This is a genomic window from Corynebacterium sp. HMSC068G04 (assembly GCF_001814885.1).
GTDB lineage: Bacteria > Actinomycetota > Actinomycetes > Mycobacteriales > Mycobacteriaceae > Corynebacterium > Corynebacterium hiratae.
In genome coordinates, this window is sequence record NZ_KV818332.1 from 1,436 (window position 1) to 22,743 (window position 21,308).

Genomic DNA, 21,308 nt, shown 5'->3' on the forward strand with positions numbered 1-21,308 from the left:
TTGCCGGTAAAGCGGGTGGGGCCGAAGTACACTTGGTGCAGGCCTGCGAGTTCGGTGGCGTCGGCTGGGTCTGCACCGAGCGCGCGAAGCTCATCGGGTGTGCCAGGTATGTTTTCCACCAGCGCAATCCCCAAGTTGCGGAGGCGGAGGTAGGTTTCGATATCCCCCATGGGCACGAAGATTAAAGCAGCACCCGCAGCCTCGCAACCGGAGGAACAAAATCCCTGGGTAAAAGGGTAATGGGGCTGGTACGAGAAAAGCCCCTCAACAGGAGGGGCTAGACGCGGTGTTAACCGCGGTCGACGGCGCGGTTGCGCAGGGCGCGGGCGAGGCGGTCACGCTGCTCGGTCACGGCGCGGCGCAGGCCACCGGCCAGGTCGCGGGAGAGGAACTCGTCGGCGCGGTCGAGGGTCTCCTGGCTGACATCCCAGCGCGGGAACAAGCCGGTCACCGTGGTCAAGGCAATCTCGTTGGACTGCGCGGACCAGATCTTTTCCGCCACGTCGAAGAACTCTGCACTCGGCAGGAGCTCGTCGGCGCCTACGAACGTCAGGCCCGCCAGCTTCGACTCCAAGTCGCGGTTGCCCAGCTCACCGGCGACAATCTCGTCCCACACCGCGCGCTTGTTGTCCTCGGTGTTTACGGCAGCCAACGCCTTAAGCGAGGCCTGGTAGCCCGTCGCGGTGTTATCGCGTTTGAGTTCCTCCGCCACCGCCGTCATGGCGGCGCCGGCGGCCTCGGGGCCGGTGACGTCGGCAAGCGAGCCATCGGCGATAAGCGCGGTGAGCACCTTCCAGCGCAGGCCCGCATCCGAGGAAGTCTGAAGGAGCTCTTGGAAGAAGGTGCGGGAGGCGTCGTGAAGCTTGATGCCAGCCAGCGCCTGGGTGAAGACGATGGAGCGCTCGGCGTTATCGGAGCGGGCGCCGTCAAGGAGGGCGTCGGCAAGCTGCGTATCCTCCTTTGCCCACTCGGGGTCCGCATAGGTGGACTGGGCCGTTGCGGCCTGGGAGAGGATGCGCTCCAGCACGGCGAGCTCGGTCTCCGCCGCCGCGCCGCGGGCGACAAGCGCCACGAAATCGCGGGCGCGCATGGTACCTGCCCGGGTCATCTCCCAGGCGGTGGACCAGCACAAAGTGCGGGCCATGGGGTCTTCGAACTTGTCGACATTCTCCAATAGGAACTGCAAGGAACCGGCGTCCAGCTCGATGAGGCAGTAGGTCAGGTCATCGTCGTTAGGCAGCACAAAGTCGATGTCCGCCTGCTTGCGGCCAATGAGTTCCGGAATCTCGGTAAAGGCGCCATCGATATCCATCTCGATGCGCTCGGTGCGCACCACCTTCTCTCCTTGCAGGGCGTAGACGCCGACGGCGACGCGGTGGGTGCGCAGAGTATCGCCACGTTGGGTGAGATAGGCCTGTGTGATGGTGCCGGACTCGTCCGTCTCCAACGCCACACCCAGAGTGTTCACTCCCGTGGTCTTCAGCCACTGCTGTGCCCAGAAGGACAGGTCGCGCCCCGAGGCCTCCTCGAGGTGGCGCAGCAAATCCCCGAAAGTAGCGTTGGCCCACTGGTGCTCCTGGAAGTGGCGGCGCACGCCAGCGAAGAAATTCTCGCGGCCCACGTACGCCTGCAACTGCTTCAGCACCGACGCCCCCTTGGCGTAGGTGATGCCGTCGAAGTTCTGCTCCACAGTCTCAATATCGGAGGCATCCGTGGAAATCGGGTGCGTCGTGGGCAGCTGGTCCTGCTGGTAGGCCCAGGCTTTCTCCACGTTGGCAAAGGTCACCCACGCGGTGTCGTACTGGGTCTCCTCCGCCTGGGAAATCGCCGCCGACCAGGTGGCGAAGGACTCGTTGAGCCACAGGTCATCCCACCACTGCATGGTCACGAGGTCACCGAACCACATGTGCGCCAGCTCGTGCAGAATGGTGTCCGCGCGGCGCTCGTACTTGTAGTGCGAGGCTTGCGACGTAAAAACATACTCGTCGCGGATGGTCACGCAGCCGGCGTTCTCCATTGCGCCGGCGTTGAACTCCGGAACGAAAATCTGGTCGTACTTGCCAAAGGGGTAGGCAAAGCCGAAGTTGCGGTGGTAGAAATCAAAACCCTGCTTGGTCTCCGTGAACAGGCGCTCGGCGTCGAGCGAATCCAGCAGCGAGGGGCGGCAATAAATACCCAACGGCACCTCAACGGTTTTAGCAGGCGAGCCCTCCGGGTGCTCCGCCAGCGTGCCCGTCCACGTATCCGTCACGCCCACATACGGGCCCGCACACAGAGCAATCAGGTACGTCGACAGCGGGTAATCCACCGCCGCGCGCACGGTGTTGCCTGAACGCGTGATGGGGGAGTTCGTAATCACTGTCCAGTGCTCCGGAACCTCAAGAGCCAGCGAGTACGTAGCCTTCAGATCCGGCTGGTCAAAGCAGGCGAAGACGCGCTTGGCGTCGGCAGTCTCGAACTGGGTGTAGAGGTAAGCCTCGCCGTCGACCGGGTCGACGAAGCGGTGCAGGCCCTCGCCCGTGCGGGAGTATCGAATCTTCGCCACGACCTTCAGCTCATACTCCGCCACCTGCAAACCCGACAGCGGGATCCCGTACGTCGGGTCATAAGCACTGGTGGGCAGGGGAGCGCCGTTTAGGCGGACCTCGAGAAGCTCGTCACCGCGCAAGTCAATAAACGTAGAACCGGCCTTCTTAACTCGGAACTTCACCACCGTGGTGGAGGTGAAAAACTCTTCCCCAGTGAGGTCGAGGGCGACGTCGTAGTGGCTTACCTCCAGCATGCCGGAGCGCTGCTGGGCTTCCTCGCGGGTGAGGTTAATCGAGGTCATGTAGGTTACTCCTCTTCGTCGGTGATTAAGTCTCTGCACCAGCGTAGTCACACGCCTAGGGTGGGGTGCCACAGACTACACAAGCAAAGGAGATTTACTGTGGCCCAACAAGTAACCTTCTGGTTCGACTGCTCCTGCCCCTTCGCATGGCTGACCTCGCGCTGGATTAAGGAAGTGGAGAAGGTCCGCGATATCGAGGTGACCTTCCAGCCGATGTCCCTCTCCGTGCTCAACAAGGGCCGCGACTTGGACCCGGAGTACATGAAGATGATGGAGGCCAACTGGGGCCCTGCCCGCGTAGCAGCCAAGATTGCCGTGGAGGCCCCGGACAAGGTCGACGCCTTCTACACCGCCATGGGCACCCGCATCCACACGGAGGGCCAGGGCGGCAAGAAGGGTTACGGCGCCTACGACGACATCATCAAGCAGGCGCTTGACGACGTCTCCCTCCCCTCCACCTTCGCCTCCGTGGCCAACACCGAAGAGATGGATGAGAAGCTCACCGAGTTCCACAACCGCGGCATCTCTGAGGTTGGCGATGAGGTCGGCACCCCGGTGGTGAAGTTCGGCGATACCGCTTTCTTCGGCCCGGTCATTACCCGCGTTCCCACCGGCGAGGAAGCCGGCGAGCTTTTCGACGCCTCCGTGCGCCTCGCCAAGTTCCCGTACTTCTTCGAACTCAAGCGCTCCCGCACCGAATCCCCGCAGGTTTAGTGCGTGGGATGGCCCACAGGCCGGTAGGATGTGGGCCATGCGCGTTTATTTAGGAGCAGACCACGCAGGGTTCGAGATGAAAAACATCATCGCCGAGCACCTGAAGAAGCAGGGCCACGACGTCATTGACTGCGGTGCCCACGAGTACGACGCCGAGGATGACTACCCGGCATTTTGCATTGAGGCCGCGCTGCGAACCGTCAACGATCCGGGCTCGCTCGGCATCGTACTGGGCGGTTCCGGCAACGGCGAGCAGATCGCCGCGAATAAGGTGAAGGGCGCGCGCTGCGCCCTGGCGTGGTCCCCGGAGACCGCACGCCTGGCCCGCGAGCACAACAACGCCCAGCTCATCGGTATCGGTGGCCGCATGCACTCCGAGGAGGAGGCACTCGCGATCGTGGATGCCTTCCTGGATCAGGAATGGTCCCGTGCTGAGCGCCACCAGCGCCGCATCGACATTCTTGCTGAGTACGAGCGCACCAACATTCCGCCGGAGCTTCCGGAGGCCTAGTTCATGTCCTTGGGGTGAGTGCCGCCGCGGCCCTCTTCCCCGAGGTCAAGATCAGTAATCGCAGCCATCTCGGATTCATCGAGTTCGAAGCCGAATACATCGAAGTTCTGCGCGATGCGCTCCGGGTTTTCGGACTTCGGGAACACGATGACGCCATTTTGCAGGTGCCAGCGGATGATCACCTGGGCGGGGGAGACGCCATACTTTTCGGCAGGCTCGGTGATTTCCGGCTGCTCGAAAAGGTCCGTCTTACCCTGGCCTAGTGGGCCCCAGGCTTCGATGTGCACCTGGTGGGCGCGGAAGGCATCGAGCTCACGCCAGCGCTGTAGGTAGGGGTGCAGCTCCACCTGGTTGACCACGGGGGTCTCATCAGTCTGGGTTTCTAGCTGGTCCAGGTGCTCGAGTTCGAAGTTGGAAACACCGATGGACTTGGCCTTGCCGGCCTTCTTTAGTTCAATGAGCTGCTTCCATGCCTCGACGTAGTGGCCGTTATCTGGGCAGGGCCAGTGGATGAGGTAGAGGTCCACGTAATCGAGACCTAGCTTCTCCAAAGACTCGTCGAGAGCTGCGGCCGCATCAGTCTGGCGGTCGTTCCACAGCTTCGTGGTGATGAACAGCTCCTCGCGGGGGATGCCGGACTTGGCAATCGCGCGGCCCACACCTTCCTCGTTGCCGTAGATGGCAGCGGTATCGATGTGCCGGTAGCCCACCTTGAGGGCTTCGAGGACCAGTTCCTCGGTCTTGGCGGGGGCGACTTTGAAGACACCGTAGCCGAGCTGGGGGATGGTGTTGCCGTCGTTGAGTTCAATATTGGGTACAGTCATGCGGCCCACTCTACGTAGGGGCGGCGCCTTCTGACAGAAAAGATGCATGGCCAGGCATGATGCGGCGGCAATCCGAGCGGTCATCCCCAGCGGGTGCGAAAACGACTAAAACTGCACCGGCTACCTAAAAGAGGTGCTCAGTGCAGCTTTTCTTGGAGGGAATGACGGGAATCGAACCCGCGTCTTCAGCTTGGAAGGCTGAGGTATTAGCCACTATACGACATTCCCACAACCGGCAATCTTCAACTTTCAAGGCCTTGACTTTGAAAGCCGTTGAATCGGCGTGCCGATTACTTTAGCGCACGTGGTCGCTGAAAGAAAAATGGGAACTAGAACAGGGCCAAGGGCGTTAGTTTGGGTAGGTAGACAATTGCAACAACGCACAATTCGACTCTGAGATGAAAGTGGTGCTTTCGTGAGCTCTTTATTGCTCCTTATCCTTGTCGTCGGTGGCGGCGCATGGTTTCTGTCCTCGCGTAACGGGAAGAAGCAGCAGGAGCTGCGAGAATCCCAACGTTTTGATGACGCGATGGCGGATGCGCGCCGCTGGACTGAGCGTCTCGGCGGTCAGGTGATGAACCTCAGCGGCACGGATACCGCCTCCCAGCAGGCCATGGCGGATGCTTCCGAGCGTTTCACCGCCGCCAATTCGGCAATTTCTCAGGCCACGACAGCGAAGCAGGCGCACCTGGCGCGCGAATCTGCACTGGAGGGGCTCTACTACGTTGCGGCCGCGCGCGAGATTATGGGCATGGATCCGGGCCCGGAGCTGCCACCGCTGGAGGGCCAGCGCCAGGCCGGCAAGGTGACGGAGACCCGTACGGTGGAGGCAAACGGGGAGACGCTGACGGCGTCGCCAAGCGCATCTGCAGAAACCCCCAACTACTACCCGGGCGGTGTTGTGGCAGGACGCCCGGTCCCGGCCGGCTGGTACTCGCGTCCGTGGTGGGCTGATGCATTGACCACCGGTGTGTGGATGGTGGGCTACTCCATGATGTTCAACGCGATGTTCGCGGGCATGTCCGGCGTTGGTTACTCCGCCGCAGCCGCCGAAAGCGGCGACTGGGGCGGGGACATGGGCGGTGCCGACGGCATGGACGGCGGTGCCATGGACGGAGCCGGAGACGTGGGTGCCGGTGACGCCGGGGGAGGCGAGGAAGGCGGTTTCTTCGACGGCCTCTTTGGTGGCGACGGGGGCGATGGCGGAATGTTTGATTTCGACTTCGACTTCTAAAGCGAAAATTGCCTCTGACGTGGGGAAACAAAGTTTAATTGGGGCCGGTGTTGGGATAGTCAAGCGGCTATCGGTACACTAGCCCCAGTATGAAGCGCAGCTGCGTGCGGAACTTCCGGGCGCAGAGGCTTTCCATACGGGGCGTGGCGCAGCTTGGTAGCGCACCTGCTTTGGGAGCAGGGGGTCGCAGGTTCAAATCCTGTCGCCCCGACGTATGGGGGCCTGGACACTCATCCAGGCCCCCTAATTTCATCTTTGAACGATCACAATCAGGAGAGTTTCTCGTGAAGACCACCGTAGACAAGCTGAGCGATACCCGCGTCAAGCTCACCGTCAACGTTCCGTTCGCTGAGCTGGACAAGGAAATCGATCAGGCCTACGCGGCGATCGCGCAGCAGGTTTCCATCCCGGGTTTCCGTAAGGGCAAGGCTCCGCGCCAGCTTATCGACGCCCGCTTTGGTCGTGGCCCCATCCTCGAGCAGGTCGTCAACGACATGCTGCCGTCCCGCTACGAGCAGGCTGTTACCGAAAACGATCTCAAGGTCATTGGTCAGCCGGAGATCGACATTGCCAAGCTGGAGGACAACGACTTCGTCGAGTTCACCGCTGAGGTAGATATCCGCCCCGAGTTCGAGGTGCCGGACTTCTCCAAGATTTCCGTCAAGGTGCCGGCGCTCGAGATTGGCGATGAAGACGTCGACAAGGCCCTCGAGGACCTGGCTTCCCGCTTCGGTGAGCTCAAGGACACCAAGCGCAAGATGAAGACCGGTGACTTCGCTGTCATCGACATCACTACCGAGGTTGATGGCACCAAGCTGGAGGAGGCTTCCCACGAGGGGATGACCTACCGCATCGGTGACGACAACCTGATTAAGGGCCTCGACACCGCACTGCGCGGCATGAAGACCGACGAAGACAACGAGTTCACCACCACCATCCAGTCCGGTGAGCACGAGGGCGAAGAGGCCACCGTGAAGGTCCACGTCCAGCAGACCAAGGAGCGCAAGCTGCCGGATCTCGACGACGAGTTCGCACAGATGGCCTCCGAGTTTGACACCATCGACGAGCTGCGCGAGGACACCAAGACCCGCGTCGAGGAGACCAAGAAGTCTGAGCAGGCTGCCGCTATCCGCGATGAGGTCCTGAAGGCCGCTCTGGCTGAGGTTTCCTTCGAGCTGCCGTCCTCCATCGTTGATGAGCAGGTTCACGCTCAGCTGCATCAGATCCTGGGTCAGCTGGCTCACGACGAGAAGGCTCTGGCCCAGCTGCTTGAGGCACAGGGAACGACCCGCGAGGAGTTCGACGCTGATGCTCGCAAGTCCGCTGAGGAATCTGTCCGCACCCAGCTCTTCCTGGACGCACTGGCTGAGGTTGAGGAGCCGGAGGTGTCTCAGCAGGAGCTGACCGACCACATCCTGTTCACCGCTCAGTCCTACGGCATGGACCCGAACCAGTTCATCCAGCAGCTGCAGTCCAGCAACCAGCTGGGTAACCTGTTCTCCGACGTTCGCCGCGGCAAGGCCCTGGCTACGGCTATCTGCCGCGCCGAGGTCACCGACGAGGCCGGCAACAAGGTTGATGTTGACCAGTACTTCGGTGAGATCGACGAGGACGAGGCTGAGGCTTCCGAGGAGAAGTAATCTCCCGCTTGTAATGTGCCGCTGCCACATGTGTGGTGGCGTGCGCGCGTGAAACCCCGGATTCAGGTAACTCAAGGATGAGCCTGAATCCGGGGTTTGTGTCATTGTGAACGCCCTCTAGGAGTCTTTGAGTACTTCGTAGAGGGCGTGATGGGTGTTGGCTGGGGATACCGCTAGCCGTTCTTGGCTCTAAAGGCCTTGTCGGTTAGCTGCAGGAATCGCATAACGTAATCCTTGACAAAGTCTGCGGTGCGTTCATTGAGATGTCCGGACTCTTCGAAAAGCGTGGGGGATTGGCCCAGAAATACTTCGGGCTGACCAGGGAGCGGCATATCGAAGTAGGACAGGGCGAGGCGAAGGTTCTTCTGTGAACTGTAGCCGCCCATGCGGCCTACAGAGTGGCTAATGATACCTGCGGGAAGGTTCTTCCACGCCACATCTGAGTTGGGCTTAGAGCCGATGTCCACTGCGTTCTTGAGGCAGGCAGGGATAGTGCGGTTGTTCTCTGGCGTAATGAAGAGGATCCCGCTCGAGTTCTTGATGGTCTCGCGAAAGGTGGTGTACTCAGCCGGAGTGGGCTTGTCCGTGACGGCGGGGTCATCGTAGTCGAAGTCATAGAGCGGCAAGTCACGGATTTCCACGATGTTTGCCTCGTAGTCTTCAGGGATCATCGTGAGCACCTCGTGTGCAATCTTGCGTGCAAATGACTCTCGGCGCAGGCTGCCGACGATAACGCTGATACGTGGGGTGGTCATGGTAAACCTTCTTTCTTAGTTGGGTGTAGGGAGACGTGGTCAAGGGAGAAAAGGCTTGCAGCCAAAGGCCGGTGGTGGGCCGGCAGCGTGGGCGGCGGTGAGGAAGCCATCTACTTTGTCTCCTTCTTCATGGCGGAAGTACAGTTCGATGAGCCCTAGAAGACCCCCGAGGACGGCCTCTCGTGCGGCGGATGTATTCAACAGCCGCATGGCTGCGGGTTGGTTTCCTTCGCGGATGGCTTCAAACAGCGCGATGGTCTCAAGCCAGCTTCCTTGGTCCGGTCGCGGAAAAGGTTTAGAAATCCCAGTCATCATCACTCGTTTCTTCAGCAGTACCAATGACATAGGAGGAACCAGATCCGGAGAAGAAGTCATGGTTCTCATCTGCTCCGGGGGCTAGGGCCGCGAGGATTTCTGGGTTCACTTCCGTTTCTTCGGGCGGGAAATAGTCCGGGTAGCCCAAATTCATGAGTGCCTTATTGGCGTTATAGCGAACGAACACGGCTACATCATCCATGAGTCCCAAAGGCTCATATAGCTCGCCGGAATAGTCCAGCTCTAGTGCATAAAGCTCTTCGAGCAAAGAAATGGTGAAATCATGCATTTCCTTCTGCCGTAGCGGGGTCGTGGATTCCAAACCGCGCTGATACTTGTAGCCCGAGTAGTAGCCGTGCACTGCCTTGTCACGCAGAATGAGGCGAATCATGTCTGCCGTATTTGTCAGGGTGGCGTGGACAGAAAAGTGCAAGGGAAGATAGAAACCCGCGTAGAGAAGCAATGAGGAAAGCAGCGTCGATGACACCTTGCGTTTGAGTGGATCCGGCCCAAAATAGTGCGCGAGCACTTTCTTGGCGCGTGCCTGGAGAAGGTCGTTATTCACCGCCCAGCGGTATGCTTCATCAATTTCCTTTGTACTGCTCAGGGTAGAAAACACTGAAGAGTATGAACGGGCATGGACTGACTGCATGAAGGCGATGTTGGTATACACGGCCTCCTCGTGTTCGGTGCGGGCATCTTGAATCTGACAGATTTCTCCCACAGTGGCCTGGACAGTATCCAGGGTGGTGAGTCCCGTGAACACCCGCATGGTGAGGTTGCGTTCCTCGGGTGTCATCTTCTGCCACGCCGGGAGATCATTAGAAAGCGGGACCTTCTCTGGCAACCAAAAATTGGCGGTGAGACGGTTCCACACTTCAAGATCCTTGCCATCGCTCACCCGGTTCCAATTGATGGCGCGGATGCGGGCTGAAGGATCATGCCGGTAGCTCGGCGGAGTAACTGAAATGCTGGTTAGTTCAGCACTGTTTGATGTTGAAGACATAGCTTCCTTCTTTCTGAGTGAATGGTTGTAGACAAGGGGAGGGCCGTGCTCCTACAAAGCACAGGAGACGCAGCCTTCGACCTCGGTTCCTTGGAGCGCGGATTGGCGTAAACGGATGTAGTAGAGGGTCTTGATTCCGGCTTTCCAGGCATAGATTTGTGCCTTGTTGATGTCCCGCGTGGTGGTATCAGCGGTAAAGAACAAGGTCAGGGAAAGTCCTTGGTCCACGTGTTGGGTGGCCATGGCGTAGGTGTCGATGATTTTTTTGTATCCCACGGCGTAGGAGTCATCGAAATACTCCAGGTTGTCGTTGGTCATTTCCGGCGCGGGGTAGTACACGCGCCCCAAGCGGCCTTCCTTGCGTATTTCAATTTTGGAGGCAATCGGGTGGATGGACGCGGTGGAGTCATTGATGTAGGAAATTGATCCAGTGGGTGGAACTGCCTGCAAGTAGGCGTTGTAGATGCCGTCTTGCATCACTTGTTTCTTGAGCCGTAGCCAATCCTCGCGTTGAGGAATCTGCACGCCTGCTTCATGGAAGAGCTGTTTTACGTGTTCAGTGGCTGGCACCCAGTCTTTGTCGATGTATTTGTCAAAGTAGGCGCCAGTGGCATAGGTGGATTCTTCGAAGCCTGTGAATCGTTGACCTTTTTCAACCGCGAGTGCATGGGATGCGCGGAGCGCATGGTAGGTCACCGTGAGGAAATAGATATTTGTAAAGTCCAGTGCCTCGGCGCAGCCATAAGGAATACGCTGTGAAGCAAGGAAGCCGTGGAGATTCATTTGGCCCAGACCAATGGCATGCATGGAGGCATTTCCGTGAGCGATGGAAGGAACAGCTTCGATATTCGTCAGGTCTGAAACCTTCGTGAGGGCACGTACTGCGGTTTCGACGGTCTCCCCAAAGTCCGGTGATTCAAAAGCCTTCGCAATGTTGAGCGAACCTAGATTGCAGGAAATATCCTGGCCGACGGTGGTGTAGTCACCCGAAGCTCCGTAGGTCGATGGCGTGTTGACCTGGAGGATTTCACTACACAGGTTGGACATATTGATATGTCCTTTGAGGGGATTAGCGCGGTTGACCGTATCCTCAAAGAGGATGTAGGGGTATCCGGATTCAAACTGAAGCTCAGCCAGCGTGGTGAAAAACTCGCGGGCCTTAATGGTCGTGTGAGAAATTCGCGGATTGGCAACCAACTCGTCGTAATACTCGGTGATAGACATGTCAGACATGGCTACGCCGTACTCGCGAGCGATGTCATACGGGCTAAAAAGATGCATATCCTTGTTCTCTTTGGCCAGCCGGAAGGTTATATCTGGAATAACAACCCCCAGCGAAAGAGTCTTAATGCGGACTTTCTCATCGGCATTTTCCCGCTTGGTATCCAGGAAGCGAAGAATATCTGGATGGTGCGCATGCAGGTAGACGGCTCCAGCGCCCTGCCGGGCGCCCAATTGGTTGGCATAGCTGAAGCTATCTTCGAGAATTTTCATGACTGGGACTACGCCGGAAGCCTGGTTCTCAATCTTTTTGATCGGGGCTCCGGATTCGCGCAGATTGCTCAGTAACAAGGCCACACCACCGCCGCGTTTTGAAAGCTGCAGTGCAGAGTTCACGCTGCGGCCAATGCTTTCCAAATTGTCTTCGATTCGCAGAAGGAAGCAGGAGACCATTTCGCCACGCTGGGCTTTGCCTGCGTTGAGAAAAGTAGGGGTGGCGGGCTGGAAGCGTCCGGTCATGATGTCATCCACCAGCTTCCCCGCAAGCTCTTCATCGCCCTGTGCAAGGTACAAAGCTGTGGTGGCGACGCGTTCTTCGTAGCCTTCCAGAAATCGCGAGCCATCAAAGGTTTTCAGTGCATATGAAGTAAAGAACTTAAATGCGCCGAGGAAGGTGCGGAACTGGTGTTTAGCTTGGTGTGCTCTGTCGTACATGGCGCACAGAAAGGCGTCATCATAAAGCTCAAGGAAATCCCGCTCGTAGTACTCGTTATCAACCAACCATTCCAAGCGTTGCTTGGTGGAATCGAACTGTTGCATGCGGGGAGCGACATGGTGCGTGACATAGTCTTGTGCTGCCTGAATGTCCTTGTCAAACTGGATTTTTCCAAAAGCGTCGAACAAGTTCAGCTGCGCGTTGAGTGCGTGGTAGCTTTTGCGCTTGCCGACACCGCCGGCATTGTCTGCTGAAGCAGTGCGGGGCGTAGCGCCAATAGTCTGTGTGGGGGTGGCATCAAGAGGCCGCATTGTGTTGTCCAATCTGTGTGATGCGGATGTGTTCTTCATCTTGTGGGGGATTAATGGGGTGTCATCGTTAGCTGCTTTTGCTGCTCCCAAAACTTTTGAAGGCCCTGCTTTACGGCGGCAATGTCCTTCTGGGTGCCGAGAAGCTCGAAGTGATACAGCTCCGGTACGTGGCACTTGGCGGAAATGATGCGTCCGGCGACGCAGTAAGCACTTCCGAAGTTGGTATTCCCTGAGGTAATAACGCCCCGGATAAAGGAGCGGTTGATTGGGTCATTGAGGAAGTCGATGACCTGTTTGGGGACTGCGCGTTTGAGCGAGCCTCCGCCGTAGGTGGGAACGATGAGTACGTACGGGTGTGAAACCTGGATCATCCCGGTTTTCTTGGGGCGCAGCGGAATGCGCACCGCGGGTCTATCTAAGCGTTCGACGAATCTTTTTGTATTTTCTGAAACGCTAGAAAAATACACCAAATCTGGTGAGTCTGACATAGCAATCCTGCTCATCCTGGCCTTAGCCATAAGTGGGATAGGTGATATTCGAAAAGACTAACTACGCAATGGCGTAGTTGCAACTACGGCCCAACGTAGTTTTGAAAAGGGCAGGTGAGAGTAGGATTAATGCAAAGGGGAAGGTCTAACGGCTGTGGTGTGCTACAAACACTGCGTCGGTAGCTGGGCGTCCAAGCACTACCCACTGAGTGCTGCCGGCCACCTGTATTTCGAGAGAGTCTGAAAAGGGCGCTCCCTCGCGCGTGCTAAGAACAGCCCCAGTGACAATGCCGCGCTCTTCAAGGAACTTCAGCAGTTCTGGGTCGGAATCAGAAATGCGTTCCACGGTCACTTGCGGTTGTGCACCGCTGTCGGTGAGACGGTGCGCACTGGGGATTGTGATCTGTCCATCAACCGTAGGGATAGGATCGCCGTGCGGATCCCTAGTGGGGTAATCAAGGAACTTATCCACACGTTCTATGAGCATGTCGGACACCGCGTGTTCGAGATTTTCGGCTTCATTATGGACTTCGTCCCACGTGTAGTCCAATGCTTGAACCAAAAAAGACTCAAGCAATCGGTGGCGGCGCACCATGACCAATGCGTACTGCCTGCCAAGTTCGGTTAACTCCACAGAGCCATAGGGCGTGTGTGACACGAGCCCTTGCTTCGACATTTTGCGCACTGCATCGGAGACCGAGGAGAGCTTGAGTCCCAGCTGTTTCGCTATAAGTGTGGCGGTAACGGGCTCGGATGACCATTCTTTTAGCCCCCAGATAGCTTTCAAATAATTCTGGGTACTGGTGGACAGCTCGGAAACAGACATGAGTAAATGTTAACCCAGCTTCCGTATGTGCCTTTGGCGCTGTGCCCCAACGCTTATAGCGAACAGAGGCCAAGTTTGAGAGGAATGCCGGTAAGGTGGGGCCAGTTAAAGCATTCTTCACTTCAAGGAGAACCACTAATGTCTGAGAATATTTCCATGGACTCATCCTCAACGGGTATGAACCTGGGTGATAGCGTCTATGAGCGCCTTTTGCGCGAGCGCATTATTTTCCTGGGAACCCAGGTTGATGATGAGATTGCGAACAAGCTGTGCGCCCAGATCCTCCTGCTGTCCGCAGAGGACCCAACGCGCGACATTTCGCTCTACATCAACTCCCCGGGTGGCTCCGTTACCGCGGGCATGGCCATCTACGACACGATGAAGTACTCGCCGTGCGATGTGGCTACCTATGGCATGGGCCTGGCTGCCTCGATGGGCCAATTCCTCCTGTCCGGCGGCACCAAGGGCAAGCGCTACGCGCTGCCGCACGCCCGCATCATGATGCACCAGCCTTCCGCTGGTGTGGGTGGTACCGCCGCAGATATCGCCATCCAGGCCGAGCAGTTCGCGCAGACCAAGCGCGAGATGGCTGAGCTCATCGCTGAGCACACCGGCCAGACCTTCGAGCAGATCACCAAGGATTCGGACCGCGACCGCTGGTTTACCGCCCAGCAGGCCAAGGAATACGGCATCGTCGACCATGTCATCGAGTCCGTCAACGGTCCTATCACCAACTAGGGAACAAGGAGCTTTATCACTATGTCTAGCCTTCAGATGCCTTCTTCCCGCTACGTTCTGCCGGAGTTCATTGAGCAGAATGCACAGGGATCGAAGACCACCAACCCGTATTCCAAGCTTTTTGAAGAGCGCATCATCTTCCTGGGCACCCAAGTCGATGACACCTCTGCTAACGACATCATGGCGCAGCTGCTGGTCCTGGAATCCCAGGATCCGGACCGCGACATCACGATGTACATCAACTCCCCGGGTGGCTCCTTCACCGCGCTGATGGCCATCTACGACACCATGCGCTACGTTCGCCCCGACGTGCAGACCGTGTGCCTGGGCCAGGCTGCCTCCGCAGCGGCCGTTCTGCTGGCAGCCGGTGCTCCGGGCAAGCGCGCCGCACTGCCGAACTCCCGCGTGCTGATCCACCAGCCGCGTACGCAGGGCACGCAGGGCCAGGTGTCCGACCTCGAGATCGAGGCCAACGAGATCGAGCGCATGCGCCGCCTCATGGAGGAGACCCTGGCCGAGCACACCGGCCGCACCGCAGAGCAGGTGCGCATCGACACCGACCGCGACAAGATCCTCACCGCGCAGGAAGCTGTCGAGTACGGTCTCATCGATACCGTCTTTGATTACCGCAAGCTCAACGCCTAAGTGAGCAAGACTAAAGCCCCGCTGTCTAGTAGATAGCGGGGCTTAAGTCGTGATTAGCCTTCATAAGGAGGCAGGATAGCCTCGGGGGACTCGGGAAGGATCTGGCCACCGTCAATGATGAGGGTTTGGCCGGTGATGTAGCCCGCCTCGCGGGAAGCCAAGAAGGCGGCGGCGTTGCCGATATCGCGCGGGGAACCCAGGCGGTGCATGGGGATGGAGCGCGCCATCTGGTCGAGGTACTCCTGACCTTGACCCTCCAAGCCCTCGGTGAGGATATTTCCGGGGAGCACACCATTGATGGTGATGCCATCGCGGGCAACTTCCAGTGCTGCGGAGCGCATGAAGCCTTGTTGTGCGGCCTTCGATGCGCCGTAGTGCGCCCAGCCTGGGTAACCGGTGTGCGAGCCGGTGATAGACGTCGTGATGACGATGCGCCCGTAGCCCGCCTCCTTCATATAGGGCAGCGCTTCCTGCACCACGGTGAACGTGCCGTGCGTATTGATGGCGAACATGGTGTCCCATTGCTCGTCGGTCATGTCCTCGAGTGGGCAGTTGGGGAAGACACCGGCGTTGGAACAGACGATGTCGATGCGGCCATAGCGCTTGACGACGTCCCTGTAGAGGTTGCGGACGGAGTCGCGCGAGGTGACGTCGACAAGCAGGGCGTCCGCCCCGAGTTCCTCGGCGGCCTTCTGGGCGGCCTCGAGGTTGAGGTCGGCGATGACGACCGTGGCACCTGCTTCGCGCAGAGCGCTGACGATGCCGCGGCCGATTCCGGCGGCGGCGCCGGTGACGATGGCGACGTGGTCCTGAAGATCAAACATGTGGTGCTCCTCAGCGGTTGGGTCTGTGTGCGCCCTCCAGCCTAGGCCGCCACAGGCTGGGGTGCTGTCTGCTTGGTGGTTGCCGTGTAGGCGCGCACACCGATGAGGGAGACTGCTGCAAGTACTGCGGTGACACCAGCAAGGGTGTACAGGCCGGTGGGGGTCCAGCCGCTTTCGAGGAGGTAGCCCGCCAGGATGGGGGCGAGGGTAGCGCCCACGCGAGCGATGCCGATGGCAGCGCCCGTGCCGGTGGTGCGCAGCGCCGAAGGGTAAGCCTCCGGGGTGACGGTGTAGAGGCCGGAGATGCAGGCGTTGAGAGTAAGGCCTACGCCGACGCCGAGAGCAAACATGAGGGAAGGCACGGTGGTGGAGTTAATGAAGCCGATAAGGACGACGGAGGAGATAAGACAGAAGACGATGAGCAAGGGACGGGCGTCGATGCGCGTGGTAAATAGGCCGAAGAGAATGGCGCCGATGGCACCGCCGAAGGAGAGCATGATGCCCCCGATGATGCCCTGTTGCGCGGTAAGTCCCTCGGCGGTGAGCAACTTCGGGGTCCACTGCGAGGTGAAGTTGTAAGCAAACATGATGAAGCTAAAGGCCAGCCACAGCTTGATGGAGGTGCGCAGGAATTGCGGCGAGACGAGGTCCTTGTAGGAGGCCTTGTGGGCGGTGCGGGGGCGGACGCTGACCTCTCCCGTGAGGCCGAGTTTGGCAGCGATGGTACGGACAGAATCCATGCGGCCGCGCGCGGCGAGGAAGTCGGCGGACTCGGGGACGAAGGCAACAGTGAGGATAAGGGCGACAACGGTGAGTGCTGCCCCGACCCAGAAGATGGGCTGCCAGCTATCGAAGGAAGAGGCGACAACGCCGCAGAAGGAGGCACCGAGGCCATAGCCGGAGGCGTAGATGGCGACGGCCAGGCCGCGGAAGCGCAGGTTGGAATACTCGCTGACGAGGACGGTGACGCAGACAAGCACGCCGCCGACTCCGATGCCGGTGATGAGGCGGCACAGCAACAGCAGGCTAAATGTAGGCGCGAGGGCGGTGAGCACGAGGCCGACGAGGTCAATGACGAGCGAGACCGTAATGAGGGTGGTGCGCCCAAGGCGGTCAGCCAACGGGGCGAGAAAGAGCGAGCCAAGGCCGATACCGATGAGAGCGGAGGACAGGAGCCAGCCAAGGGAAGAATCGGACAGCGCGAACTCTTCGCTGACGGTGCCTGCGCCGAAGGCCATGGCCACCATGTCGTAGCCGTCGAGGGCATTGAGGAAGAGGGCAATGGCGATGATGAGCCACTGGCGTGCGCCCATGGGGGAGCGGTCGATGAGTTCGCGGATGTCCATGAAAATCTTTCTGCGGATAGAGCGGTTTCGATGTAAGTTAGTGAACCGCTCTGTCTATGTCTACTAACTGCCGTTTTAAATTCAAGGGCGCGCCGTCGCGTGCGGAATAGCGCTTGGGTCCAAGTGGTTTACTAGAGTGGAACAAACTGCGGTAAAATCGCCCCACCATAGCCCCAGAGAAAAGAGTTGAAAGGCCTTCATGGCACGTATGCAAGAAAGCGCTGACTTGCTCAAGTGTTCCTTCTGCGGAAAGAGCCAGAAGCAGGTGAAGAAGCTTATCGCCGGCGGCGGCGTCTACATTTGTGACGAGTGCATCGAGCTCTGCAACGAAATCATCGAGGAGGAGCTCGGCGCGGCTCAGGCCGAGGCGGACGAAGAGAAGGAGATGCGCCTTCCGCGTCCTTCGGAGATTTCGGCTTTTCTGGATAAGTACGTCATTGGTCAGGATCAGGCCAAGCGCGTGTTGTCGGTGGCGGTCTACAACCACTACAAGCGCATCAAGGCTGAAGAGGCCGCGGGCCTGGAGGGCCGCCGGAAGAAGGCACAGGATGAAGAAGTTGAGATTTCCAAGTCCAACATCTTGATGCTGGGCCCGACGGGCTCCGGTAAGACCTACCTGGCGCAGACCCTGGCGCGTCTGCTGGACGTCCCCTTCGCCATCGCGGATGCCACCAGCCTGACCGAGGCTGGCTACGTGGGCGAGGACGTCGAGAACATCCTGCTCAAGCTGCTGCAGGCAGCGGACTTTGACGTGGAGCGCGCGCAGCACGGCATCATCTACGTCGATGAGGTGGATAAGATCTCCCGCAAGTCGGAGAACCCCTCGATTACGCGTGATGTGTCCGGTGAGGGCGTGCAGCAAGCCCTGCTGAAGATCCTCGAGGGCACCGTGGCGGCGATTCCGCCGCAGGGCGGGCGCAAGCACCCGAACCAGGAATTTATCCAGCTGGATACGACCAACATCCTCTTCATCGTGGCCGGCGCGTTCGCGGGTTTGGACAAGGTGATTTCGGAGCGCGTGGGTAAGAAGGGCGTGGGCTTCGGCGCGAAGCTGGAGACTAAAGATGAGAAGGAGTCAGTCGACTTCTTCTCCCAGGTTCGCCCGGAGGACCTGGTGAAGTTCGGCCTCATCCCCGAGTTCATCGGCCGTCTGCCAGTGGTTGCCACGGTGGATAACCTGGACCGCGAATCGCTGGTGAAGGTGCTCGTGGAGCCGAAGAACTCTCTGGTCAAACAGTACCAGCGCCTGTTCAGCATGGACGGTGCGGAGCTGCACTTCGAAGACGCAGCGCTGGAAGCGATCGCTGAGCTCGCGCTCGAGCGCAAGACCGGTGCCCGCGGCCTGCGCGCCATCATGGAGGAGCTGCTCGTGCCCATCATGTATGACCTCCCAGACCGCGAGGACATCGCCAGCGTCCACATCACGAAGGACTGCGTGACTGACGGTGGCGAGCCGGAGTTCGTGTACTCGGATGAGGCGAAGGAGTCCGCTTAAACCGGCTGTAGATTTATGGCTGGGTGGTGCTGGAAAGCGTCGCTCGGCCATTTTTGCGGCTCAAACCAGAGTGGATGAGAGGAATCGACCATGGAGCTACGTGACGAACAATCACTGCAGGTGGCCAAGCTTTACTATCGCGGAGGACTGAGCCAAAGCGAGGTGGCCGCTGAGATGGGGTTGTCCCGGCCAACCGTTGCCAAGCTCTTGCAACATGCCAAAACCCGCGGATACGTCACGGTCGAAATCCATGATCCCCGTGAGGACGGCGATGAACTAGGCCAACGCCTAATGGAGCGTTATGGGCTTGAGGATGTTCGTCTCGTCTTTAGCCCTCGTGGTGACGAAGACACGCTTACAGAGGGCTTGGGGCGCGTCGGGGCCAAGATGCTCCATGAACTTGTCCATGATGACGGTATGAGCGTGGGAATTTCCTGGGGGAATACCATGCACGCAGTGGCGCGGCATATGCAGCCAAAAAGCGTGGCTGGAGTCGAGATTGTACAGCTCAAAGGCGGACATTCGCACTCTATCCGCGTGACGAATGACATGGATACGCTCAAGCGCATTAGTGCGGCGTTTGGAGCCGAGACTCTAAGTCTGCCTCTGCCGGTTATTTTCGACTCTGCGGAAGCAAAAGAAATCGTCGAGAAAGATAGACACATTTCTTCAATTTTGAATGCAGGGCGCCACGCTGATCTTGCGGTTTTCACTGTGGGAGCTGTCTCACGCGATAGCCTGTTGATGAACCTTGGATACCTCAGTGAAGAGGAGATCCATGTGCTTGAACGCCAGGCCGTTGGTGATGCATGCTCGCGTTTTTACACGGCCGATGGGGAGGTGGCTTCGCCAGCTATAGATGCGCGCACTATCGGCATTTCACTTTCAGAACTAAAGGCGATTCCGCAACGCTTCATGGTGGCCGGTGGGCTTCAAAAGATGGCGGCCATCGATACCGCGCTGCGCATGAAGTTGGCGACGCATGTCGTCATCGACAAAGAAACAGCGAACCGATTGCTTCAGCTTTAGGAGAAAACAAACACAAGAGCCCCTCGTGCTGAGAGGCTCTCCTTGGTGCGGGTTAAAGAACCATGGGGGCGACGATGACGCCCACAATGGCAGCATTGAGCATGTTGGTCAAGAAGCCGCCGAACAGGGCCTTAGGCCCGAGTTTCGCAATCTCGCCGCGGCGCTCCGGTACGAGGCCGCCGATCGCTCCAATTTGAATACCGATGGAGGAGATGTTGGCAAAGCCTGCCAGAGCAAAGGAAGAGAGCATGATGGCTTTATCACTGAGCTGGTCGATGCTTTCACCAAAGGCGGTGTAACCAACGAATTCATTGAGGATTGTCTTTTGGCCAATGAAGTTGCCAACCTGCATAACGTCATCCCACGGAACACCGATGAGCCATGCCACCGGAGCGAAGAGGAGACCAAAGAGGCCTTCAAGAGACCAATTGTCTTGACCGAAGATGGAACCTACGCCGCCGAGGATGGCGGAGAGCATCGCGATCATAGCGATAAAGGCAATGAGGAGGCAGGCCACTGAAATGGCAATCTTGCCACCGGCCATGGCACCGCTACTGATGGCATCGATGATGTTCTTGGAATCGTTATCGCGTACGTCCTTGACCGTGGCATCTAGATTAGATTCCTCGGTCTCCGGCATGAGGCCCTTGGCGATAAGAAGGGAACCTGGAGCGTTCATCAAGGATGCGGCCAGAAGATACTCCAACGGTGCGCCCAATAGGGAATAACCAATGAGCGTGGAGCCGGCGACCGAGGCGAAGCCGCCGACCATACAGGTGTAGAGCTCCGAACGAGTGAGCTTGGGCAGGTACGGCTTGATGACGAGAGGGGCCTCCGACTGGCCGAGGAAAACAACTGTCGTGGCCCAGACAGACTCCACCTTGGATGTGCCCATAAGCCATTTAATGCCCGAACCGACATACTCCACGAAGTACTGGATAACCCGGAGATAGTAGAGCGCAGCAATGATCGCGCCCAAGAAGATGACAACCGGAAGTGAGGTTACCCTCGTTTAGTGGACACCCTATTTGTACGGATCTTGTGTCCGTAAGAGAGGATGTTCATTGTGAGTCAACAGCGCAAGAAGTACACGCCTGAGTACCGGCGTGAGGCCGCGAACCTGGTAATCGAGTCAGAGCGCCCGATTGCCCATGTGGCTAAAGAGATTGGTGTTTCCGCCGGGCTTTTGGGCCGGTGGGTCAAACTCGAGCGTGAACGCCGAGGAGCCTCCGATGGGATGAGTGAGGCTGATCTTCGTGCTGAGAATGCTCGTCTGCGCCGTGAGTTGGCTGAAGCAAAGATGGATAATGAGTTTTTGTCAAAAGCGACGGCCTTCTTCGCTGCGAAGCAACGCGAGCAGAAAAGTTCGAACTAATGCAGCAGGAGAAGGCAAACTACAGCATCAAACGCATGGCACGGCTATTAAAAGTATCTCGGTCTGGATACTACAAATGGGCCCATGTGCAGCAGAAACGACTATCCGGAAAAGATGATCGTGCAGCATTTTACGATGATGTTGACCGAAAGATTCAGCAGATTTGGAAAGACTCTGATGAGGTTTATGGTGCTCCGCGGATCACCGCAGAGCTCGCCGAGCGCTACCGCATTTCGCTTAACCGTAAGACTGTGGCGAAGCGGATGCGCATGATGGGCATTGAAGGGATTTCACCGCGTGCCTTTGTCCCAGTGACTACAATCCAAGCCAAGCGTAAGTCGAGTCTTCCTGACCTGGTCAAGCGCATGTTTGATACTGGTGAGCTCAACCGAGTGTGGATGTCAGATATTACCTACTTGCGCACCGGTGAGGGCTGGTTGTACTTGTGCGCGGTCCGCGACGGTCA

At 58.5% G+C, this 21,308-nt stretch carries 20 protein-coding genes, 2 tRNA genes and 1 pseudogene; 11 read left to right on the forward strand and 12 right to left on the reverse strand.

Annotated features, from left to right (window positions below; all coding sequences use genetic code 11):
* Positions 1-289: 289 nt before the first annotated feature.
* The gene (gene pepN, locus HMPREF2993_RS07010; RefSeq protein ID WP_070701691.1) at positions 290-2,830 is read right to left on the reverse strand and encodes an aminopeptidase N; all 2,541 of its coding nucleotides are present in this window, start codon (positions 2,828-2,830) and stop codon (positions 290-292) included.
* Between the two features lie 99 nt (positions 2,831-2,929).
* Here pepN and HMPREF2993_RS07015 point away from each other — a divergent pair, with 99 nt between their 5' ends.
* Both HMPREF2993_RS07015 and HMPREF2993_RS07020 read left to right on the forward strand, forming a co-directional pair.
* Positions 2,930-3,544, forward strand: coding sequence for a mycothiol-dependent nitroreductase Rv2466c family protein (locus tag HMPREF2993_RS07015; protein WP_070511991.1), 615 nt, complete (start codon positions 2,930-2,932; stop codon positions 3,542-3,544).
* Between the two features lie 37 nt (positions 3,545-3,581).
* On the forward strand, positions 3,582-4,055 hold the full coding sequence (locus tag HMPREF2993_RS07020) for a ribose-5-phosphate isomerase (RefSeq protein ID WP_046647313.1): 474 nt from the start codon (positions 3,582-3,584) through the stop codon (positions 4,053-4,055).
* Here HMPREF2993_RS07020 and HMPREF2993_RS07025 read toward each other — a convergent pair.
* A complete protein-coding gene (locus tag HMPREF2993_RS07025; RefSeq protein WP_070701693.1) occupies positions 4,052-4,879 on the reverse strand; it encodes an aldo/keto reductase in 828 nt (275 codons plus the stop codon). The two genes, HMPREF2993_RS07020 and HMPREF2993_RS07025, sit on opposite strands and share 4 nt — an antisense overlap.
* Before the next feature lie 153 nt (positions 4,880-5,032).
* A tRNA-Gly gene (locus tag HMPREF2993_RS07030) sits at positions 5,033-5,107 on the reverse strand.
* Positions 5,108-5,294: 187 nt separating this feature from the next.
* On the opposite strand from HMPREF2993_RS07030, the gene HMPREF2993_RS07035 reads away from it, so the two are divergent.
* The 3 genes from HMPREF2993_RS07035 to tig all read left to right on the forward strand — a co-directional run bounded on the left by HMPREF2993_RS07035 (position 5,295) and on the right by tig (position 7,753).
* Positions 5,295-6,113 carry a hypothetical protein gene (locus tag HMPREF2993_RS07035; RefSeq protein WP_010190928.1) on the forward strand — a complete coding sequence of 273 codons (819 nt, stop codon included), beginning with the start codon at positions 5,295-5,297 and terminating at the stop codon, positions 6,111-6,113.
* Between the two features lie 137 nt (positions 6,114-6,250).
* Positions 6,251-6,324 (forward strand) — tRNA-Pro (locus HMPREF2993_RS07040).
* A gap of 73 nt (positions 6,325-6,397) precedes the next feature.
* Positions 6,398-7,753: a trigger factor gene (gene tig / locus HMPREF2993_RS07045; protein ID WP_070517925.1), complete on the forward strand. Its 1,356-nt coding sequence runs from the start codon at positions 6,398-6,400 to the stop codon at positions 7,751-7,753.
* Between the two features lie 173 nt (positions 7,754-7,926).
* On the opposite strand, the gene HMPREF2993_RS07050 is transcribed toward tig, so the two are convergent.
* From HMPREF2993_RS07050 to HMPREF2993_RS13975, 6 genes are all read right to left on the reverse strand, one after another.
* Positions 7,927-8,508, reverse strand: coding sequence for an NADPH-dependent FMN reductase (locus tag HMPREF2993_RS07050; protein ID WP_070517924.1), 582 nt, complete (start codon positions 8,506-8,508; stop codon positions 7,927-7,929).
* 39 nt (positions 8,509-8,547) lie between these two features.
* Entirely contained in the window at positions 8,548-8,820 is a 273-nt protein-coding gene (locus HMPREF2993_RS13480) for a hypothetical protein (RefSeq protein WP_034655492.1), read from the reverse strand.
* Positions 8,804-9,829 carry a class 1b ribonucleoside-diphosphate reductase subunit beta gene (gene nrdF, locus HMPREF2993_RS07055; RefSeq protein WP_083306556.1) on the reverse strand — a complete coding sequence of 342 codons (1,026 nt, stop codon included), beginning with the start codon at positions 9,827-9,829 and terminating at the stop codon, positions 8,804-8,806. Before nrdF ends, HMPREF2993_RS13480 begins: the two co-directional genes overlap by 17 nt.
* Before the next feature lie 51 nt (positions 9,830-9,880).
* A complete protein-coding gene (gene nrdE / locus HMPREF2993_RS07060; RefSeq protein ID WP_070517923.1) occupies positions 9,881-12,076 on the reverse strand; it encodes a class 1b ribonucleoside-diphosphate reductase subunit alpha in 2,196 nt (731 codons plus the stop codon).
* A gap of 50 nt (positions 12,077-12,126) precedes the next feature.
* Positions 12,127-12,564 (reverse strand): class Ib ribonucleoside-diphosphate reductase assembly flavoprotein NrdI, encoded by a 438-nt coding sequence (gene nrdI / locus HMPREF2993_RS07065; RefSeq protein ID WP_012715214.1) that lies wholly within the window; start codon positions 12,562-12,564, stop codon positions 12,127-12,129.
* Positions 12,565-12,709: 145 nt separating this feature from the next.
* Positions 12,710-13,390, reverse strand: coding sequence for a metal-dependent transcriptional regulator (locus HMPREF2993_RS13975; RefSeq protein ID WP_070512005.1), 681 nt, complete (start codon positions 13,388-13,390; stop codon positions 12,710-12,712).
* Between the two features lie 138 nt (positions 13,391-13,528).
* Between HMPREF2993_RS13975 and HMPREF2993_RS07075 the strand changes: the two genes are divergently transcribed.
* Together HMPREF2993_RS07075 and HMPREF2993_RS07080 are read left to right on the forward strand one after the other, a co-directional pair.
* Positions 13,529-14,128, forward strand: coding sequence for an ATP-dependent Clp protease proteolytic subunit (locus HMPREF2993_RS07075; protein ID WP_070517922.1), 600 nt, complete (start codon positions 13,529-13,531; stop codon positions 14,126-14,128).
* A gap of 21 nt (positions 14,129-14,149) precedes the next feature.
* A complete protein-coding gene (locus HMPREF2993_RS07080) occupies positions 14,150-14,773 on the forward strand; it encodes an ATP-dependent Clp protease proteolytic subunit (RefSeq protein WP_070517921.1) in 624 nt (207 codons plus the stop codon).
* 53 nt (positions 14,774-14,826) lie between these two features.
* Here the strand turns inward: HMPREF2993_RS07080 and fabG are convergent, their stop codons facing one another.
* Entirely contained in the window at positions 14,827-15,597 is a 771-nt protein-coding gene (gene fabG, locus HMPREF2993_RS07085; RefSeq protein ID WP_070701695.1) for a 3-oxoacyl-ACP reductase FabG, read from the reverse strand.
* A gap of 41 nt (positions 15,598-15,638) precedes the next feature.
* Positions 15,639-16,943 carry an MFS transporter gene (locus HMPREF2993_RS07090; protein ID WP_070680867.1) on the reverse strand — a complete coding sequence of 435 codons (1,305 nt, stop codon included), beginning with the start codon at positions 16,941-16,943 and terminating at the stop codon, positions 15,639-15,641.
* Between the two features lie 199 nt (positions 16,944-17,142).
* Here HMPREF2993_RS07090 and clpX point away from each other — a divergent pair, with 199 nt between their 5' ends.
* Positions 17,143-18,438, forward strand: a complete 1,296-nt coding sequence (gene clpX / locus HMPREF2993_RS07095) for an ATP-dependent Clp protease ATP-binding subunit ClpX (RefSeq protein ID WP_046648969.1) — start codon at positions 17,143-17,145, stop codon at positions 18,436-18,438.
* A 90-nt stretch (positions 18,439-18,528) separates the two neighbouring features.
* Positions 18,529-19,467 carry a sugar-binding transcriptional regulator gene (locus HMPREF2993_RS07100; RefSeq protein WP_070701697.1) on the forward strand — a complete coding sequence of 313 codons (939 nt, stop codon included), beginning with the start codon at positions 18,529-18,531 and terminating at the stop codon, positions 19,465-19,467.
* Positions 19,468-19,519: 52 nt separating this feature from the next.
* On the opposite strand, the pseudogene HMPREF2993_RS07105 reads toward HMPREF2993_RS07100, so the two are convergent.
* Positions 19,520-20,464: pseudogene (locus tag HMPREF2993_RS07105) on the reverse strand (NupC/NupG family nucleoside CNT transporter); the annotation flags it as partial.
* A gap of 69 nt (positions 20,465-20,533) precedes the next feature.
* On the opposite strand from HMPREF2993_RS07105, the gene HMPREF2993_RS07110 reads away from it, so the two are divergent.
* Both HMPREF2993_RS07110 and HMPREF2993_RS07115 read left to right on the forward strand, forming a co-directional pair.
* Entirely contained in the window at positions 20,534-20,842 is a 309-nt protein-coding gene (locus HMPREF2993_RS07110) for an IS3 family transposase (RefSeq protein ID WP_010188437.1), read from the forward strand.
* A partial coding sequence (locus HMPREF2993_RS07115; RefSeq protein ID WP_141758276.1) for an IS3 family transposase occupies positions 20,842-21,308 on the forward strand: 467 nt, incomplete at its 3' end. The genes HMPREF2993_RS07110 and HMPREF2993_RS07115, both read left to right, overlap by 1 nt.

Bases quoted from the DNA above. Each gene is read 5' to 3' on its own strand.
- pepN (WP_070701691.1), bottom strand. From the start codon at position 2,830: ATGACCTCGATTAACCTCACCCGCGAGGAAGCCCAGCAGCGCTCCGGC.
- HMPREF2993_RS07020 (WP_046647313.1), top strand. From the start codon at position 3,582: ATGCGCGTTTATTTAGGAGCAGACCACGCAGGGTTCGAGATGAAAAAC.
- HMPREF2993_RS07025 (WP_070701693.1), bottom strand. From the start codon at position 4,879: ATGACTGTACCCAATATTGAACTCAACGACGGCAACACCATCCCCCAG.
- HMPREF2993_RS07050 (WP_070517924.1), bottom strand. From the start codon at position 8,508: ATGACCACCCCACGTATCAGCGTTATCGTCGGCAGCCTGCGCCGAGAG.
- HMPREF2993_RS13480 (WP_034655492.1), bottom strand. From the start codon at position 8,820: ATGACTGGGATTTCTAAACCTTTTCCGCGACCGGACCAAGGAAGCTGG.
- nrdF (WP_083306556.1), bottom strand. From the start codon at position 9,829: ATGTCTTCAACATCAAACAGTGCTGAACTAACCAGCATTTCAGTTACT.
- nrdE (WP_070517923.1), bottom strand. From the start codon at position 12,076: ATGCGGCCTCTTGATGCCACCCCCACACAGACTATTGGCGCTACGCCC.
- nrdI (WP_012715214.1), bottom strand. From the start codon at position 12,564: ATGTCAGACTCACCAGATTTGGTGTATTTTTCTAGCGTTTCAGAAAAT.
- HMPREF2993_RS13975 (WP_070512005.1), bottom strand. From the start codon at position 13,390: ATGTCTGTTTCCGAGCTGTCCACCAGTACCCAGAATTATTTGAAAGCT.
- HMPREF2993_RS07075 (WP_070517922.1), top strand. From the start codon at position 13,529: ATGTCTGAGAATATTTCCATGGACTCATCCTCAACGGGTATGAACCTG.
- HMPREF2993_RS07080 (WP_070517921.1), top strand. From the start codon at position 14,150: ATGTCTAGCCTTCAGATGCCTTCTTCCCGCTACGTTCTGCCGGAGTTC.
- fabG (WP_070701695.1), bottom strand. From the start codon at position 15,597: ATGTTTGATCTTCAGGACCACGTCGCCATCGTCACCGGCGCCGCCGCC.
- HMPREF2993_RS07090 (WP_070680867.1), bottom strand. From the start codon at position 16,943: ATGGACATCCGCGAACTCATCGACCGCTCCCCCATGGGCGCACGCCAG.
- clpX (WP_046648969.1), top strand. From the start codon at position 17,143: ATGGCACGTATGCAAGAAAGCGCTGACTTGCTCAAGTGTTCCTTCTGC.
- HMPREF2993_RS07100 (WP_070701697.1), top strand. From the start codon at position 18,529: ATGGAGCTACGTGACGAACAATCACTGCAGGTGGCCAAGCTTTACTAT.